Genomic DNA, 1,184 nt, shown 5'->3' with positions numbered 1-1,184 from the left:
GGGGTTACGGACTGCATTTAAGATTCAGTGAAGTTAACAGAACGGTTTTGGGAAAGCCGGCCAGAGAGGGTGAAAGCCCCGTACGTGAAAGCAGAGCTGACTGAGCAGGATCCAGAGTACCACGAGACACGTGGAACCTTGTGGGAAATCAGGGGGACCACCCCCTAAGGCTAAATACTACTTAGTGACCGATAGCGCATAGTACTGTGAAGGAAAGGTGAAAAGGACCCCGGGAGGGGAGTGAAAGAGAACCTGAAACCCTGTGTCTACAAGCTGTGGAAGCACTTTATATGTGCAACCGCGTACTTTTTGTAGAACGGTCCGGCGAGTTACGCTTACTGGCAAGGTTAAGCACTTCAGGTGCGGAGCCGTAGGGAAACCAAGTCTTAAGAGGGCCAGAGTCAGTAGGAGTAGACCCGAAACCGGGTGATCTATCCATGTCCAGGTTGAAGCTGCCGTAAGAGGTAGTGGAGGACCGAACCCACATCCGTTGAAAAGGGTGGGGATGAGGTGTGGATAGGGGAGAAATTCCAATCGAACCCGGAGATAGCTGGTTCTCCTCGAAATAGCTTTAGGGCTAGCCTCGATACAGATTTGCGGAGGTAGAGCACTGAATTTCCTAGGGGGCGTCAAAGCCTACCGAAGAATATCAAACTCCGAATGCCGTGTAATCGATTATCGGGAGTCAGACTGCACGAGATAAGTTGGGCGGTCAAAAGGGAAAGAGCCCAGACCTTCAGTTAAGGTCCCAAAGTGCGCGTTAAGTGGAAAAGGATGTGGGATTTCGAAGACAACCAGGATGTTGGCTCAGAAGCAGCCATCCATTCAAAGAGTGCGTAATAGCTCACTGGTCGAGAGGTCCTGCGCCGAAAATGTCCGGGGCTGAAACGCGCCACCGAAACTAAGGAACCGAAAGGTTGGTAGAGGAGCATTGCATGCGGAACGAAGCAGTACCGTAAGGAGCTGTGGACTGCATGGAAGAGAGAATGCCGGAATGAGTAGCGAGATAGAGGTGGGAATCCTCTAGGCCGAATATCCAAGGTTTCCAGAGTAAAGCTGATCTGCTCTGGGTAAGTCGGGGCCTAAGGCGAGGACGAGAGTCGTAGCCGATGGACAACAGGTGGAGATTCCTGTACTGCGGTATGACAGAACTGTGGGGACACGTAAGGAAAGCGGAAGCCGGG

Annotated in this window: 1 rRNA gene; it reads left to right on the top strand. The window is 52.1% G+C overall.

Annotated elements, in window-relative coordinates:
• A 23S ribosomal RNA gene (locus ACTNES_RS20865) occupies positions 1-1,184 on the top strand; the annotation flags it as partial.

This window comes from Blautia sp. HCP3S3_D9 (assembly GCF_052063845.1).
Classification (GTDB): Bacteria; Bacillota; Clostridia; order Lachnospirales; family Lachnospiraceae; genus Blautia_A.
Note: the sequence above shows the minus strand (reverse complement) of the source record. Positions and strands in the feature narration are given on the sequence as shown.